The sequence below is a fragment of the Agromyces sp. NPDC055658 genome (assembly GCF_053618155.1).
The window spans coordinates 113,352-128,772 of sequence record NZ_JBSHHD010000005.1; the positions used below are offsets into that span (position 1 = coordinate 113,352).

The following is a 15,421-nucleotide window of genomic DNA, read 5'->3' on the forward strand; positions in this document are numbered from 1 at the left end:
CGCCCTACTCGGCCGGCTCCTCGGTCGCGGGCGGCACGACCGCGTCGTGCACGAGCTGCCGGATGTACTCGTAATCGGGGTCGGTCGGGTCGATGTCGTTCTCGGGCGTGAGCTCGACGTGACCCATCGGCAGTTCCTTGGTCTTCATGCCGAGGTTCACGAAGTACCCGAGCATCGACTGCGGCACGTCGGTCTTCACCGTGTCGGCGCCGGCCGAAGCGACCTCCTGGAACTTCGCGAGCACGTTCGTCGGCGTGAACTGTCGCAGGATCGCCTCCTGCAGCACGCGCTGGCGCGCCATCCGCTCGTAGTCGCCGCCGGCCACGCCGTAGCGCGCCCGGCCGTACCAGAGCGCGTGGTAGCCGTCGAGATGCTGCTGCCCCGGCTCGATCCAGCCGTCGACCCCGTTGTTGTCCTCGTCGCCGCCGATCGGGATGCGCGTCTCGACGTCGATGTCGACACCGCCGAGCGCGTTGATGAGCGCCTCGAAGCCCTGCATGTCGATGAGCGCGTAGTACTGGATGTCGAGCCCCGTGATGCCCTCGGCCGCGTCGCGCATGCCCTCGATGCCCGGTTCCGACCCCTCGGACACGGCGTTCGGATACATCTCGGGGCTCTTGAGCTCCACCTCGGTGTAGACCGAGTTGAGCTGGCAGACGTCGACCTCGCAGCCGTCGATCGCGCCGTAGCCATCGGGATAGACGTCGGCGAGCGGCGACCCCTCCGAGAACGGGAAGTACTCGAGGTCGCGCGGCAGGCCGATCGTGACGGCCGCGCCGGTCTCGGCGTCGATCGACACGACCGACATGCTGTCGGGGCGCATGCCCTCACGGTCGGGTCCGGAGTCGCCGCCGAGCAGCAGGATGTTGTAGCGGCCGTTCTCGTCGGGCGGCTCGGTGGGGCCGGCGACGAACATCGACGAGATCAGTCCGCTCGCGGTGATCGAGAGGTACGCGCCGTAGGCCGCGCCGCCCGAGAGGAAGACCATGACGAGCGTCGTCAGCCCCGCGATCCAGCCGCGAGCGGAGGGCGCCGTCTTCACGATGCGCACGAGCCGGAGCGTGTCGAGGGTCAACACCACCCAGAGCACGCCGTAGAAGAGGAGCGCGAGCGCGACGAGCCACAGGCTCCACGTCGTCGTGAACAGCGTGAACAGCGCCGAGCGCCAGAAGAACCAGGCGACGAGCGCGAGGATCGCGAGCGCCCAGAGCACGAGGGTGGCGCCGAGCCCGAAGCGGCCGAGTCGACGATTGCCCGCGAGCACCTGCGGTGCGCCCGGGATGAGGAAGTTGAGGACGACGAGCCACCAGCCGCGGCGGGTCATCACGGTGCGCGACGCGACATCCGGGTACCGGATGGGGCTTGCTGCCACGCTCATCGCGTCTGCTTCAGCCGTTCGTTCTTCTGCTCGACGAGCGCCGCGAGGTCGCGGGCGTAGGTGTCGAGGGCCGCTCGCAGGGCGGGGTCGGACGCGCCGAGCACGCGCACGGCGTAGAGGCCGGCGTTCTTGGCCCCGCCGATCGCCATGGTCGCGACGGGGATGCCTCCTGGCATCTGCACGATCGACAGCAGCGAGTCGAGGCCGTCGAGCTTCGCCAGCGGCACGGGCACCCCGATGACCGGCAGCGTCGTGACCGAGGCGAGCATGCCCGGCAGGTGAGCTGCGCCGCCTGCGCCGGCGATGATGACCTTGAGGCCGCGCGCGGCCGCCTGCTTGCCGTAGTCGATCATCTTCTCGGGCGTGCGGTGCGCCGAGACGACCTCGACCTCGTGGGCGATGCCGAACTCGTCGAGCACGGCGGAGGCGTCGCGCATGACGCTCCAGTCGGAGTCCGACCCCATCACGACGCCGACGAGCGGGCTGGTGTTCGTCTCAGTCACTTGATCGAGTGTACGGCCGGGCGCTGGGAGAACCCCGCAACGCCCCACCGCGGGTCGACGTCAGTCCTGGAAGAATGCCGCCGCCGCCCGCGCCTCGTAGACGACGGCGTCGAGGTCGTCGCCCGTCGCGGTGACGTGGCCGATCTTGCGGCCGGGGCGCGGCGCCTTGCCGTAGTTGTGCACCTTCACCGTCGGGTGCCCTGCGAGCGCCTCGGCGTAGCGGTCGGTGAGCGAGCCCTCGGCGGGACCTCCGAGCACGTTGACCATGACCGACCACTCGTCGCGGGTGCCGGTGGCACCGAGCGGCAGGTCGAGCACCGCGCGCAGGTGCTGCTCGAACTGTCCGGTCGTCGCCCCGTCCATCGACCAGTGCCCGCTGTTGTGCGGGCGCATCGCGAGCTCGTTCACGAGGATGCGGTCGTCGGTCGTCTCGAAGAGCTCGACGGCGAGCACGCCCGTGACGCCGAGTCCCTCGGCGATCGTGACGGCCACGTCGGCCGCGACCTCCGCGAGCCGCCCGGCCGAGCGCGGCGCGGGGGCGATCACCTCGCTGCAGACCCCGCCGACCTGGACGGTCTCGACCACGGGCCAGGCCGCGATCTCACCGCTCGGCCGCCTCGCGACGAGCTGTGCGAGCTCGCGGCGGAAGTCGACGAGCTCCTCGACGAGGAGCGCACCCTGCCGGCCGTCCTCGACGATGGTGGAGAACCACTCGGCGACCTCGCCGGCACTGCGCACGACCTTGACGCCCTTGCCGTCGTAGCCGCCCCGCGGCGTCTTCACGACGGCGGCGCCGCCGTGGTCGGCGATGAACGCGTCGAGCTCGTCGGCCGTCTCGATGCGCGCCCAGTCGGGCACCGGGAGGCCCAGCTCGGAGAGCCGCTCGCGCATGAGCAGCTTGTCCTGCGCGAAGCGCAGCGCGTCGGGGCCGGGGCGCACCGGGACACCGGCGTCGACCATCGCGCGGAGCACGTCCTGCGGCACATGCTCGTGGTCGAACGTGATCACGTCGACCTCGCTCGCGAACTCGAGCACGGTGGCCGTGTCGGTGTAGTCGCCGACCCGGTCGGCGGCGAGCTCGGCCGACATGCCCTCCTGCTCGGCGAGCACCCGGAGTTCGACGCCGAGCTCGATCGCCGCGGGAATCATCATTCGGGCCAGCTGTCCGCCGCCGATCACACCGACCCGCACTCCGTGCACCCCTGTTCTCATCGCAGTGGCGCCCGGCCGACGCCCAGTTCAGTCTACGGGTCGGGGAATATGATGTGGCGGTGTCCACCGTCGCGCCCGATCGCCCCGCAGGGCTCGCCGCACGCGCCTGGCACGGCCTGCTCGCCTACGCGCTGAAGTTCGGCGTCGTCGGCCTCATCGGGCTCGTGATCGACGTGGCGCTCTTCAACGCGCTGCGCCTCGGCATGTTCGGGGCCGACGGCTGGGCGCAGTCGGCGATCGGCGCGAAGACGATCTCGACGAGCGTCGCGATCGTCTTCAACTGGCTCGGCAACCGGTACTGGACGTTCCGCAAGCACCGGCGGCGCAACTACCTCCGCGAGTTCGCCGAGTACGTGGTCGTGTCGCTCGGCGGCATGGCGATCTCGCTCGCGTGCCTCTGGATCAGCCACCACGCCCTCGGGCTCACGAACCTCGTGGCCGACAACGTCTCGTCCAACGTCATCGGCCTCGGCCTCGGCACTGCGTTCCGCTTCGTGCTGTACCGGTACTGGGTCTACGGGCACCACCGCTCCGACGGGCTCTCGCAGGTCGATCGCGTCGAAGAGGCGCAGCGCGCCATCTTCGAGGAGCCGACGTCGCAGGAGCCCGCCGAGGAGGTCTCGGGGCACCGGCCGGACGAGAGCGGGACGTCGCAGGACCGCGCCCCCGAGACCGGTCAGACCACGTCGTCGCCGGCGGGCAGGAACCAGGGCGGGTAGACCGCGACGCGGGCGCGCACGCCGACGGCGGCGAGCGCCGACCGCACGCGGTCGCGCACCTTCTCGTTGGCGACGGCGATGAGGGCGATCCGCTCGAGGGGCACGTCGCCGCGGACGAGGAGCTCGGCCGTCGCGAGGCGTGCCGTCTCGTCGTCGTGCGCGAGCCGGCGGAGCAGTCGCTCGACGTCGGCCCACTCCACCACGACCTGCGCGCCGGGGAGCGACGCGTCGGTCGCACTGGCGGCGATCGTTCCGGAGGCGGTGAGCGCCCCGCGGGCCGCGGCGACCGAGCCGACCAGCAGCACGTGGTCGGCCGCTGGTCGCTCGACGGCGTCGGCGCGGAGGCGAGGATCGGGCGTCCCGGTGCGCACGGCGTCCCACACATGGGCGTCGGGGGTGAGCAGGAACGGCACGTAGTCGGCGAGCACGGCGTCCGTGCCGGGTACCTCGGCGGTACGACGGTACTCGCGGACCGCCGGGGCGGCGATGTCGACGACCGGGTTCGCTCCGCCGGAATCGGGCACGATCGCGCCCGAACCGAGGATCTTCGCGAGGTTGTCGAGATGGGTCACGTGGTAGATGCGCATCGTGCCGACCTCGAGCGGCGGCGCCGTGAGCGGGCGTGCCGACGAGGAGGGACGGCTCGACGGCCGTGACGCCTCGGCCGTCGCCGTCCGGGTCGAGTGCGTCGCCGTGCGCGCGTTCTCACGCGTCGATCCGCGTACCGGCGACGTCGTCGTCGCCGTCGGCTCGGGCTGCTTCGGGGGGAAGCAGGTGGCGCAGAGCCCTTCGTCGAAACCGTGGATGCATTCGTCGGCCAATTGGAACCCTTCATCGTGCGGCTCGCTCGGGTGCGCGAGAGCCGCCCGACAACATTACGCGCTCAGCGGCCGCCCCACGCCACGGTGTCGCCGTCGAGTACGCCGGGCATGACCTGGGCGCCGCCGAACGGAGTCCGGTGGGCGTCCTCCATGAGCTCGTGGAGCGCGGACTGCACGAGCTGCGGCTTCGGCAGGTCGCGCAGCACGACGGGCGCCTCGTGTCCGACGTCGATGCGCACGTCGCCTGAGCCGAACATGCTCTGGCCAGGGGTCTTCCGCACGGTGACCTCCCGCACACGGGCGTGCGCGATCTCGTTGCGCACCCGCACGAAGACCCCGCGTCGCATGATGATGCGCCGGGTCGTGATCGTGGTCCGGCCGGTGAGCCAGGCGAGGTACGGCAGCAGGCAGCCGAGCACGATGACGAGGAGCGCGCCGGCGCCGATCGCGAGCAGCTGCCACGACTCGTCGACGAGGCCGACCGCATAGCCCGAGGCCGCCGAGACCGCGATGAGCAGCAGCACGGGGAGGATCAGCACGCGCGCGTGGCGACGCAGCCGTGCCACGACCCGCTCGGGCGGGACGGTCGGCGCGGCCGTCACCGGCGCGTCGGCTCTCGTCATACGCCCATTAATAGCGCAGGTGGGTCACGTCGCCCGCGGCGACAGACCACGGCTCACCGTTCTCGCGGTCGATCACGACGAGCCGGCCGTCGGCGTCGAGCCGTTCGGCCAGGCCGAGCAGCTCGCGATCGCCGGGCAGCTCGACCCGCACCTCGGCGCCGATCGTGCCGCACAGCGCCGTCACCCTGCGGTCGATGCCGGCGACGGCCGCGTCGGCGCCGGCACGGCAGAAGTCGTCGAACATCGCGAGGAACCGCCCGAGGTAGTCGGCGAGCACGGCGTCGCCGTCGGGGCGCACGCCCGTCGCCAGGAGGAGCGAGGTCGACGTGAGCGTCGGCAGGTCGTGCTCGTCGAGGGTCAGGTTGAGCCCGGCGCCGACGACGACGGCGGGCGGCTCGTCGGCGACGCCCTGCACGAGTTCCGACAGGATGCCGCAGATCTTGTAGTCCGAGACGAGCACGTCGTTCGGCCACTTCAACTCGACCGACACGCCCCCCGAGCGGTCGTCGGCGTCGTACTCGGGGTCGCTCGCGGCGACGACGGATTCGGCGGCGTCGACCGCCGCGCGCACGGCCTCGGTCATCGCCGCCCCCGCCATGAGCGGGATCCAGCCGAACGCGTCGGGCGGGAACACGCGGCCGCCGGGCAGCTCCGGCCTGAGCAGGAGCGAGATCGCGAGCGTCTTGCCCGTGGGGGCGAGCCACGTGCGGCCGAGACGGCCGCGGCCCCTCGTCTGGTTGTCGGTGACGATGACCGAGCCGTGCGGCCAGGCCGCGGCATCCTCGCCCGTGGCCGCCGCGCGCAGCTCGTCGTTCGTCGACCCCGCCTCGTCGAGGAATTCGAAGCGCGGCACCGCCGCGCGCGATCGCTCCCATCCCATGACACACACCCTAGCCACGCGGCGACCTCGTTCCCTTCGACAAGGTCAGGGGGCGAGGTTGTGGAAAACCTCAACGAAGTCGCCCGGATGCTCGCCGGTAGAGTGAACGACGTGACCGAAGCGACTGACGGCCCCGACCTCTCCACGACCGCCGGCAAGCTGGCCGACCTCAAGCTGCGCTACCACGAAGCGGTGACCGCGTCGGGCGAGGCGGCGATCGAGAAGCAGCACGCCAAGGGCAAGATGACCGCGCGCGAGCGCATCGCCGAGCTCCTCGACCCGGGCTCGTTCGTCGAGTTCGACGAGTTCGTGCGCCACCGCACCCACGCCTTCGGCATGGACGCGAAGCGGCCCTACGGCGACTCGGTCGTCATCGGCACCGGCACCATCCACGGCCGCCAGGTCGCGGTGTACTCGCAGGACTTCACGATCTTCGGCGGCTCGCTCGGCGAGGTCGCCGGCGAGAAGATCATCAAGATCATGGAGCACGCCATCAAGGTGGGCGTGCCGATCATCGGCATCCTCGACTCGGGCGGCGCGCGCATCCAAGAGGGCGTGGTCGCACTCGGCAAGTACGGCGAGATCTTCCGCCGCAACACGCAGGCGTCCGGCGTCATCCCCCAGATCTCGATCATCTGCGGCCCCGCCGCGGGCGGCGCGGTCTACTCCCCCGCGCTCACCGACTTCGTGATCATGGTCGACAAGACGAGCCAGATGTTCGTCACGGGCCCCGACGTCATCAAGACGGTGACCGGCGAGGACGTCGGCATGGAGGAGCTGGGCGGCGCGCTCACGCACAACACGGTCTCGGGCGTCGCGCACTACCTCGCGAGCGACGAGTCCGACGCGCTCGACTACGCGCGCACGCTCGTCTCGTTCCTGCCCGACAACAACATGACCGACGCGCCCGTCTACGACTCCGAGGTCGAGCTCGAGATCACCGACGACGACAAGCGGCTGAACACGATCATCCCCGACTCGCCCAACCAGCCGTACGACATGCACGCGGTCATCGAAGGGGTCGTCGACCACGGCGACTTCCTCGAGGTGCAGCCGCTCTACGCGCCGAACATCGTCGTCGGCTTCGCCCGCGTCGAGGGCCGCACCGTCGGCATCATCGCGAACCAGCCCTCGCAGATGGCCGGCACGCTCAACATCGCCGCGGGCGAGAAGGCGTCGCGCTTCGTCAGGTTCTGCGACGCGTTCTCGATCCCGATCCTCACCCTCGTCGACGTGCCCGGCTACCTGCCGGGCACCGACCAGGAGTGGACCGGGGTCATCCGCCGCGGTGCGAAGCTGCTCTACGCCTACGCCGAGGCGACCGTGCCGCTCGTGACCGTCATCACCCGCAAGGCCTACGGCGGCGCCTACATCGTCATGGGCTCGAAGCAGCTCGGCGCCGACATCAACCTCGCGTGGCCGACGGCCGAGATCGCGGTGATGGGCGGCCAGGGGGCTGTCAACATCCTCTATCGCGGTGAGATCAAGCGCGCCGAGGAGGCCGGCGAAGACGTGGCGGCGGTGCGCACGAAGCTCGCGAACGAGTACACGTACAACGTGGCCTCGCCGTTCCTCGCCGCCGAGCGCGGTGAGCTCGACGGCGTCATCGAGCCCGCTGCCACCCGCGTCGCCGTCGTGAAGGCGCTGCGCGCCCTGCGCACGAAGCGCGCGAGCCTCCCGTCGAAGAAGCACGGGAACATCCCGCTGTAGGGGGCCGGCCATGAACGATCACGATTCGGATGCCTCGGCCGGAGCCGTCGCAGACCGCCAGGCCGACCCTCGGGCGGCCGACCTCCGCATCCTCACGCCCGTGAGCGACGAGGAGGCGGCAGCCGTGACCGCGGTGCTGCTCTCGGCCGTCGACGCCGAGGCCGCCGGCGACGCTTCGGCCGCCGAGGCCGAACCCGGTCGCCACCCCTGGGTGCGATCGAGCCGCGCCTTCCGCAGCCCGGTCGAGGTCGGCCCCGGCCGATGGGTTCGCTCGGCGCGCTGAGCGCGCGTGTCCCCCGATACGCGAGGACGGCCCGAACCCGTCTCGCGCCGGGGGGCGCACGATGCCGTCGTCTCGTGTACCTCGCAGGGGGGACCGGGGTGTCCCCCGAAATGCTGACTGGTATCGGGCTTGCGGATCGGGAAGTATTGATTCTGCAGGCTCCACTGGAGCCGCCACAGTCATCGGTCGGGTAACCGATGACCTGTTGGGGGCGAGCCAGGGCGATATTCGGGTTGTCGCCGTGGCTCGGGCTTGAGGGGGACCGATCGAGGATCGGTCCCCCTCCTTCATTCCCGCGGGATCTCGAGCCAGAGCTCGACGTCGAGGTCGTCGGTGTCCCCCATGCCGGCTTCGGACTCACCGCTCTCGACCAGGCCGACGACCGTCACGGCGGTGGGCGAGCCCTCCGCCGCGGTCCGCGCGATGATCCGATCGGCCTGCGAGCCGGCGATCGCCTCCGCCAGCTGCGAGAGCACGCGGTCGCGGGCGGACTCGTCGAGGTCGTCGATGCCGCCCTCGTCGAGGAGCGTCACGTCGATGCCTCGCTGGCGCGCCCGGTGCACCTCGACGCGAACGGCGTCGGTGAGCAGCATCCGACCCCTGATCTCGTCTCGCACCGTCGCCTCGAGCAGGCGGCACTCGGCACGCTGGGCCTCGTCGAGCCGGCCGTCGAGGTCGGAGATGCGGCGCAGCATCGGGGCGGCGACGCGGTTCGTGTGCGCCAGCCGCATGCGGCCCTCGAACAGGTGCGCGTCCTGCGCCGCCTGCCAGGCGGCGGCCTCGCGCTCGGCCTGCGCGTACCGGCGGGTCTCGCGGCCCGCGCTCGTGAGCGCGCTCGTGAGCATGTGGGCGATCGCCACCCACACGATGCTGCCGATCACGCCGAGCGAGCCCAGTGCCAACGGTCCCGCCCAGATGACGGTCTGCACGGCGAGCGCGCCGACGCCGAGCCAGGCCGTGACGAGCCGGCGACGCGCCGCGGCGATGGTCATGAGGGTGCCGACCGCAGCGACGTACCAGGTCGCGTAGCCGTTGTCGGCGGACGGATCGAGCTGGCCGGTGACGAGCACCGGCACGACGATGCTCACGGCGAGGTCGAAGGCGGCCAGCCAGTCGGGCATGCGGATGCGACGTGTCGGCCAGAGGCTCATGGTCGTCGCCGCCGCGTAGAGCACGAGCGCGGCGGCCGCGGGCCACGGCGACGCAGGCACGCCGATCGAGTAGATGCCGAGGACGACGTGGTAGGCCGAGAAGAGCGCGCCGAGCACGAGCAGGAGCCAGCGCGGGATCGTGATCACGTGTCGGCCCCCTCGCCGTCCTCGGCCGGCCCGCCCAGCCGGCCCGTCTCCGTCCGCGGCGCGTGCCCGGCCCCCGCCGGCCATGCCAGCGTCACGTTCGTGCCGTGGCCGGGCCGTGAGTCGATGTCGGCGCTGCCGCCGACGTTCGACATCCGCTCCTCGATCGAGACCCGGAGGCCCAGCCGCACGGGCGGCACCGCCGCGATGTCGAACCCGACGCCGTTGTCGGAGATCTCGATGACGCAGCCGCCCGCCCGAACTCCTCGGATGCGGATGTCGCGACGGACCCGGCGGCCCGGCTCACCGGCGTGCTGCAGGCTGTTGACCATCGCCTGCACCGAGGCGGTGTAGAGCGCATCGATCGCCTCGACCGGCAACTCGACGCCCGCCGCGTTGACGACGCGCACCGTGAACGGCGTCGAGAACGTCGTGAGGGCGGCGCGCAGGCGACGCACGAGCACGGCGAGCCCGACCCGGTCGAGCGCCCGTGGTCCGGTCGCACCCGCCTCGTCGAGCCGGTGCAGCGCGTCGCGCGCCATCCTCGCGGCGAGCTGCTGCTCGCCCGGCGTGGTCGCCGCGGCGGCCGACAGCAGCGTCGTGAGCACGCTGTCGTGCACGAGGGCGTCGACCTTGATCCGCTCCGTCTCGGTGGCGTGCTGCCTGGCGGCGACGTCGTATCGCTCGAGCGCCGCCTCCTGCGCGTTGTCGACCGACTCGGCGGCCTCGCGGAGCATCGTGATGATCGCGAGCACCACGACGCCGAGCACCATCGCGTAGACCGCGTCGAGCACGGCGAGCAGCGGTGGCGCCCCGCCGCCGGACGGCGTGGCGCGGATCACCCCGTAGATCGCCGGCACGACGAACGTGTACGCGGCCGCCCAGACCGGCGGCAGGGCGACGACGGCGGCGGTCGTCGCGACGGTGCAGAGGTAGTAGAGCCATGGGGTCGATCCGTCGAGCGCCTCGGTGTCGGTGACGAGCAACGGCCAGACGATGAGCGCGACCGCGTAGAGCCCGGCGAAGACGAGGCACGCGACCCGCACGGCCGACTTCATGACGGTCGCCACGGCGAGCGCGGCGATCGCCCCGTAGAGCCCCGCCATGAGCGCGGCCCCTGAGCCCCGCCCGAGCGCATCGGCCTGCGCGAGCGCGAGCGGCACCGTCTGCGCGCCGAACACGAGGCCGAACAGCCCGAGCGCCCGGGAGACGATCGTCTCGACCTGGGCCCGGGTCACGGTGGCACGGCGCCGCGCGAGGCGGGGCACCCGCCATTCAGGCGCGGGCATCTCCGCCGTCGGAGTCGAGCCCTGGCAGGATGCCGTCTTCGACCGCCCGACGCAGCAGGTCGACCTTCGTGGGGGCGGGCCGCCCGACCTCGACGTACTTCGCACGGATGCGGTCGAGGTATTCACGGGCGGTGGAGTGCGCGATGCCGAGCTGGATCGCGACCGCCTTGAGGGGCAGCCCCGAGGCGTAGAGGTGCAGCACGTCGCGTTCGCGCCGGCCGAGCTGCGCCTTCGCGAAGTCGCGATCGGCCTCGATCGCGCTCGCCCACTCGACGTTGTTCAGCACGCCGCCGCCGGCGACCGTCGCGATCGCGGCGATGACCGCGGACATCGGAGAGGCCTTCGGGATGACGCCCGCGGCACCGGCGGCGAGGGACTCGCGCACGGCCGCGACGCGGTCGGCGATACTGTGCACGAGCACGGCGCTGCCGGTGCGGAGGACGGCCCGCACGTTCTCGGTCACGGTCGTGCCGTCGCCGAGCGAGAGGTCGAGCACCACGACGTCGCACGGACGCCCGTCGATGACGGGGATCAGGCTCGCGACGTCGGCCGTGTCGGCCACCACGACGTACCCGGCGGACTCGCAGGCGGCCCGGAGGCCGAGCCGCACGGCCTCGTGGTCGTCGACGATCGCCACGGTCGCCGGATGCGCGCCGTCTGCCACGAGGTCCCCCTTCTCGTCGGTTGCGGGCTCGAGTACACGATAGCGCTCGAGCGGCCCGCCGGCCGCGTCGCGGCGTGCGGCCCCGCGCTACTCGTGCACCGTCAGCCGGGCCACCGCCTCGACGTGATGGGTGTTGGGGAAGAGGTCGAACGCGCGAAGCTCGTCGAGCTCATAGCCGTGCTCGCGCAGGAGCCCGATGTCGCGGGCGAGCGCGACCGGGTCGCAGGCGACGTAGACGAGCTGGCGCGGACGGAGCTCGGCGAGCCGGTCGACGACCTGCCGCCCCGCGCCCGACCGCGGCGGATCGAGCACCACCGTGGCGGCGCGCAGGCGGTCGCGCTCGGTGCGCCCCGCGCTCGCGGCGAGCTCGTCGAGGTAGCGGTCGACGCGCCCCGTCAGCGCCCGTGCGCCGAACCAGTCCGCGAGGTTGGCGCCGGCGTGCTCGGTCGCGCGGGCGTCGGACTCGACGCTCGTGATCCGCACCGTCTCGCCGAAGCGGTCTCCGACGGCGGCCGCGAGCAGGCCAACGCCGCCGTAGAGGTCGTGGTTCGCGGCGCGGGGGTCGAACAGGTCGGCGTCGACGAGCTGCTGCACTGCCGCGGTCAGGGTGGCGGCGGCGGCGCGGTGCACCTGCCAGAAGCCGCCCCGGTCGAGCCCGAAGACACGATCCCCGACCTGCTCCTCGACGCGCTGGCGGCGTCCGCCCCGCGTCGTCTCGCCGGTGTCGACGACGACCCACGGGTTTCCGACCGAGGGGGCGACGAGGTCGACGGCATGCGCCCCGGCGAAACGCTCGTCGAGGGGCGCGAGAGGGGCCAGTTCGGGCACGGCGAGCGGGACGGACGCGACGGGCACCACCCGGTGGCTCCGAGCGGCGTACGGGCCGACTCGGCCCTCGGCGTCGACCTGCAGTCGCAGTCGCGTGCGCCAGCCCGTGCCGAGCTCGGCATCGGCCCCCGGCGCGAGTGCGGGGTCGACCGCCTCGACCTCGACGGCCCGTTCGATCCCGCCGAACCGCGCGAGGGCGTCGACGAGCACCTCGGCCTTCAGCGCACGCTGGCGCGCCATGGCGATGTGGCCGAATTCGGCGCCGCCCGCGCGGCGCTCGGGGGCGCGGTCGACGCCCGCCTCGGCCCACGGGTGCTCGCGGCGGTCGGCCGAGGCGTCGAGCACCTCGAGGGTGTCGGCGCGCCAGAAGCTCGCCTTGCCGCTGTCGCTCACACGGGCGCGGACGCGCTCGCCCGGGATGGCGTCGGCGACGAACACGACCCGACCCTCATGCCGTGCGACGGCGACACCGCCGTGGGCGATGCGCTCGACGTCGAGCTCGAGCACCGGCCCGTCGAGCCGGGGCTCGGCGGGGGCCGGGCGGGGCGTGCGGGGCGCAGTCGTGCCGGTTCCCGCCGGGCGGCGGCGCGAGCGGTCGGTGCGTCGACGATCGGGATTCACCATGCGTCGAGCATTCCACAGCAGCCTGACCGCGGGCAGGATGGGAGGATGCGCCTCTACCTCGCCTCGACGTCGCCCGCCCGCCTGCAGACCCTGCGTGCGGCGGGCATCGAGCCGATCGCGGTGCCGCCCGGCGTCGACGAGGAGGCCGCCGTCGCGGCGCACGAGGCCGACCACGGGCCGCTCGCCGCGCGCGACATGGTGCAGCTCCTCGCCCGCGCGAAGGCCGAGGCCCTCGTGGGCGCCGAGCCCGGCGGCGAGCCGATCGACGGACTCATCCTCGGCGGGGACTCGGCGTTCCTCACGAGCGGCGCGATCCACGGCAAGCCGCACACGCCCGAGGTCGCCAAGGCGCGCTGGCTCGCCCAGAACGGCGGGCACGGCGACCTCTGGTCGGGGCACTGGCTCATCGACCACCGCGACGGCCGGGTGAACGGCGCGGTCGGGCGCCCCGATGTCGCGACCGTGCGGTTCGCGGCCCTCGACGAGGCCGAGATCGACGCGTACATCGCGTCGGGTGAGCCGCTCCTCGTCGCGGGCGCGTTCACGGTCGACTCGCTCGGCGGGCCGTTCATCCGACGGGTCGAGGGCGATCCGTCGACGGTCGTGGGCCTCTCGTTGTCGACCCTGCGCGACCTCGTCCGCGAACTCGGCGTCGACTGGACCTCGCTGTGGAACCGCGCGGGCTGATCGCGCGATTGTCGACTGCCGCAAGAGACATCCATTCATTTTGTGGAGGTCGCCCAAAGGTGTGACGTGCCCGCGCAATAGGCTTGGGGATTATGCCGCGCATCACCAAGGTCCTCATCGCCAACCGTGGAGAGATCGCCGTCCGCGTCATCCGCGCCGCTCGCGACGCCGGCCTCGGCTCGGTCGCCGTGTACGCCGACCAGGACCGCGACGCCCGCCACGTGAAGCTCGCCGACGAGGCGTACGCCCTCGACGGCACCACGAGCGCCGACACGTACCTGGTCATCGACAAGATCCTCTCGGTCGCGCGGCGCTCGGGCGCCGACGCCGTGCACCCGGGCTACGGCTTCCTCGCCGAGAACCCCGACTTCGCCCGCGCCGTCATCGAGGCGGGCCTCATCTGGATCGGGCCGTCGCCCGAGGCGATCGAGCGGCTGGGCGACAAGGTCTCGGCGCGGCACGTCGCCGAGAAGGTGGGCGCACCGCTCGCGCCCGGCACGCTCAACCCAGTGGCTGACGCCTCGGAGGTGCTCGACTTCGTCGACGTGCACGGTCTCCCCGTCGCGATCAAGGCGGCGTTCGGCGGCGGCGGTCGCGGCCTCAAGGTCGCCCGCGAACGCGACGAGGTCGCCGAGCTCTTCGAGTCGGCCACCCGCGAGGCCGTCGCGGCGTTCGGCCGCGGCGAGTGCTTCGTCGAGAAGTACCTCGACAAGCCGCGCCACGTCGAGACCCAGTGCCTCGCCGACCAGCACGGCAACGTCGTGGTCGTGTCGACCCGCGACTGCTCGCTGCAGCGCCGCCACCAGAAGCTCGTCGAAGAGGCGCCCGCGCCCTTCCTCACCGACGCCCAGGTCGAGGCCCTCTACAGCGCCTCGAAGGCCATCCTCAAGGAGGTCGGCTACGTCGGCGCGGGCACCTGCGAGTTCCTCATCGGCCAGGACGGCACGGTCTCGTTCCTCGAGGTGAACACCCGCCTGCAGGTCGAGCACCCCGTCTCCGAGGAGGTCACCGGGCTCGACCTCGTGCGCGAGCAGTTCCGCCTCGCCGAGGGCGGCGTGCTCGACTACCCCGACCCCGTGACCCAGGGGCACTCGATCGAGTTCCGCATCAACGGCGAAGACCCCGGTCGCGGCTTCCTCCCCGCTCCCGGCCCGATCCACCAGCTCCGCTTCCCCGGCGGGCCCGGCGTGCGCGTCGACTCGGGCGTCACGAGCGGCGACGAGATCTCGGGGGCGTTCGACTCGCTGCTCGCGAAGCTCATCGTCACCGGACGCGATCGCAAGGACGCGCTCGAGCGTGCACGACGCGCCCTCGACGAGTTCGAGGTCGCGGGGCTCCCGACGGTGCTGCCCTTCCACCGCGACATCGTCGACAACCCCGCCTTCGCGCCGGCCGGCGACGAGCCCTTCTCGGTCTACACCCGCTGGATCGAGACCGAGTACGACAACCGCCTCGAACCGTGGTCGGGCGAGCTCGAAGAGACGAGCGGCCCCGCCGCGCGTTCGAACGTCGTCGTCGAGGTCGCCGGTCGTCGCATCGAGGTCAGCCTGCCGAAGCGACTCGCCGGCGGGGCATCCCTCTCGCACACCGCCGGCGCCGCGCCGCGCCGCCGGAGCGGTTCGCACACCGTCGACACGGGCACCGGCAATGCCGTGAAGGCGCCCATGCAGGCCACCGTCGTGAAGGTCGCCGTCGCCGAGGGCGACAAGGTCGTCAAGGGCGACCTCGTGCTCGTGCTCGAGGCGATGAAGATGGAGCAGCCGATCGTCGCCCATAAGGACGGCGTCATCGGCGGCATCAACGCCGAGCCCGGCGCGACCGTGTCGAGCGGGCACCTGCTGCTCTCGATCGCCGACGCCTGATCCCCGCGGACGAACGGGATGCCGCGAGCTCATCGCTCGCGGC

The 15,421-nt window shown here is 72.2% G+C and carries 15 protein-coding genes; 5 read left to right on the forward strand and 10 right to left on the reverse strand.

The annotated features are described in order from the left end of the window. Window positions 1-4: 4 nt before the first annotated feature. From ACWGPE_RS04315 to ACWGPE_RS04325, 3 genes are all read right to left on the reverse strand, one after another. On the reverse strand, window positions 5-1,378 hold the full coding sequence (locus ACWGPE_RS04315) for an LCP family glycopolymer transferase (RefSeq protein WP_452048212.1): 1,374 nt from the start codon (window positions 1,376-1,378) through the stop codon (window positions 5-7). Beyond that, window positions 1,375-1,842: a 5-(carboxyamino)imidazole ribonucleotide mutase gene (gene purE, locus ACWGPE_RS04320; protein ID WP_255680535.1), complete on the reverse strand. Its 468-nt coding sequence runs from the start codon at window positions 1,840-1,842 to the stop codon at window positions 1,375-1,377. The genes ACWGPE_RS04315 and purE overlap by 4 nt, the downstream gene beginning before the upstream one ends. A gap of 99 nt (window positions 1,843-1,941) precedes the next feature. Continuing rightward, window positions 1,942-3,093, reverse strand: a complete 1,152-nt coding sequence (locus ACWGPE_RS04325) for a 5-(carboxyamino)imidazole ribonucleotide synthase (RefSeq protein ID WP_255679981.1) — start codon at window positions 3,091-3,093, stop codon at window positions 1,942-1,944. A 59-nt stretch (window positions 3,094-3,152) separates the two neighbouring features. Here ACWGPE_RS04325 and ACWGPE_RS04330 point away from each other — a divergent pair, with 59 nt between their 5' ends. Then, the gene (locus ACWGPE_RS04330) at window positions 3,153-3,812 is read left to right on the forward strand and encodes a GtrA family protein (RefSeq protein WP_231431609.1); all 660 of its coding nucleotides are present in this window, start codon (window positions 3,153-3,155) and stop codon (window positions 3,810-3,812) included. Here ACWGPE_RS04330 and ACWGPE_RS04335 read toward each other — a convergent pair. From ACWGPE_RS04335 to ACWGPE_RS04345, 3 genes are all read right to left on the reverse strand, one after another. Then, entirely contained in the window at window positions 3,770-4,633 is an 864-nt protein-coding gene (locus ACWGPE_RS04335; RefSeq protein WP_452048213.1) for a DarT ssDNA thymidine ADP-ribosyltransferase family protein, read from the reverse strand. The two genes, ACWGPE_RS04330 and ACWGPE_RS04335, sit on opposite strands and share 43 nt — an antisense overlap. Window positions 4,634-4,695: 62 nt before the next feature. Next, the gene (locus ACWGPE_RS04340; protein ID WP_452048214.1) at window positions 4,696-5,256 is read right to left on the reverse strand and encodes a PH domain-containing protein; all 561 of its coding nucleotides are present in this window, start codon (window positions 5,254-5,256) and stop codon (window positions 4,696-4,698) included. 7 nt (window positions 5,257-5,263) lie between these two features. Next, the gene (locus ACWGPE_RS04345) at window positions 5,264-6,136 is read right to left on the reverse strand and encodes a biotin--[acetyl-CoA-carboxylase] ligase (RefSeq protein WP_231431612.1); all 873 of its coding nucleotides are present in this window, start codon (window positions 6,134-6,136) and stop codon (window positions 5,264-5,266) included. An 87-nt stretch (window positions 6,137-6,223) separates the two neighbouring features. Here ACWGPE_RS04345 and ACWGPE_RS04350 point away from each other — a divergent pair, with 87 nt between their 5' ends. Beyond that, the gene (locus ACWGPE_RS04350) at window positions 6,224-7,846 is read left to right on the forward strand and encodes an acyl-CoA carboxylase subunit beta (RefSeq protein WP_231431613.1); all 1,623 of its coding nucleotides are present in this window, start codon (window positions 6,224-6,226) and stop codon (window positions 7,844-7,846) included. Between the two features lie 10 nt (window positions 7,847-7,856). Continuing rightward, window positions 7,857-8,129, forward strand: a complete 273-nt coding sequence (locus ACWGPE_RS04355) for an acyl-CoA carboxylase epsilon subunit (RefSeq protein WP_231431614.1) — start codon at window positions 7,857-7,859, stop codon at window positions 8,127-8,129. A 287-nt stretch (window positions 8,130-8,416) separates the two neighbouring features. Here ACWGPE_RS04355 and ACWGPE_RS04360 read toward each other — a convergent pair whose 3' ends face one another. The 4 genes from ACWGPE_RS04360 to ACWGPE_RS04375 form a co-directional block, all read right to left on the reverse strand. Continuing rightward, window positions 8,417-9,427: a hypothetical protein gene (locus ACWGPE_RS04360; protein WP_231431615.1), complete on the reverse strand. Its 1,011-nt coding sequence runs from the start codon at window positions 9,425-9,427 to the stop codon at window positions 8,417-8,419. Then, window positions 9,424-10,713 carry a sensor histidine kinase gene (locus ACWGPE_RS04365; protein ID WP_452048215.1) on the reverse strand — a complete coding sequence of 430 codons (1,290 nt, stop codon included), beginning with the start codon at window positions 10,711-10,713 and terminating at the stop codon, window positions 9,424-9,426. The genes ACWGPE_RS04360 and ACWGPE_RS04365 overlap by 4 nt, the downstream gene beginning before the upstream one ends. Then, complete coding sequence (locus ACWGPE_RS04370) at window positions 10,700-11,377, reverse strand: response regulator transcription factor (protein WP_231431617.1); 678 nt, start codon at window positions 11,375-11,377, stop codon at window positions 10,700-10,702. The genes ACWGPE_RS04365 and ACWGPE_RS04370 overlap by 14 nt, the downstream gene beginning before the upstream one ends. Window positions 11,378-11,464: 87 nt before the next feature. Continuing rightward, a complete protein-coding gene (locus ACWGPE_RS04375) occupies window positions 11,465-12,829 on the reverse strand; it encodes a class I SAM-dependent RNA methyltransferase (RefSeq protein WP_452048216.1) in 1,365 nt (454 codons plus the stop codon). Window positions 12,830-12,874: 45 nt separating this feature from the next. Between ACWGPE_RS04375 and ACWGPE_RS04380 the strand changes: the two genes are divergently transcribed. Next, window positions 12,875-13,516 (forward strand): Maf family protein, encoded by a 642-nt coding sequence (locus ACWGPE_RS04380; protein WP_231431619.1) that lies wholly within the window; start codon window positions 12,875-12,877, stop codon window positions 13,514-13,516. Between the two features lie 92 nt (window positions 13,517-13,608). After that, complete coding sequence (locus ACWGPE_RS04385; protein ID WP_231431620.1) at window positions 13,609-15,378, forward strand: acetyl/propionyl/methylcrotonyl-CoA carboxylase subunit alpha; 1,770 nt, start codon at window positions 13,609-13,611, stop codon at window positions 15,376-15,378. Window positions 15,379-15,421: the final 43 nt, after the last annotated feature.